Below are 265 nucleotides of genomic sequence, written 5' to 3' on the forward strand. Positions count from 1 at the left end.
ACGAGCGCGGCCGAGAACTCGTAGGCACCTCCTGCGGCCCCGTCGACGTCCGCGATGCGCTGCTGCAGCTCGTGCTGGAACGCGTCCTCGCCCGCATCGGTCAGTGTGTACGCGAGCCGGTCGGGGCCTTTGCCCTGCGGCGTCTCGACCTGCTCGAGCAGGCCTTCGAGCGCGAGACGCTTGAGCGCGTGGTAGATCGAACCCGGCTGGACGTTGGCCCACTTGTCGGCCGACCACGACAACAGTTCGCGCCGCACCTGATAAC

The 265-nt window shown here is 68.3% G+C and carries 1 protein-coding gene; it reads right to left on the reverse strand.

Translation table 11 applies throughout. The features are described 5' to 3' along the window. Positions 1-265, reverse strand: a 265-nt coding sequence (locus ABD323_RS45250) for a PadR family transcriptional regulator (protein WP_344447755.1), incomplete at both ends; no start/stop codon positions are given.

The organism is Kitasatospora nipponensis (assembly GCF_039528135.1).
GTDB classification, from domain to species: domain Bacteria; phylum Actinomycetota; class Actinomycetes; order Streptomycetales; family Streptomycetaceae; genus Kitasatospora; species Kitasatospora nipponensis.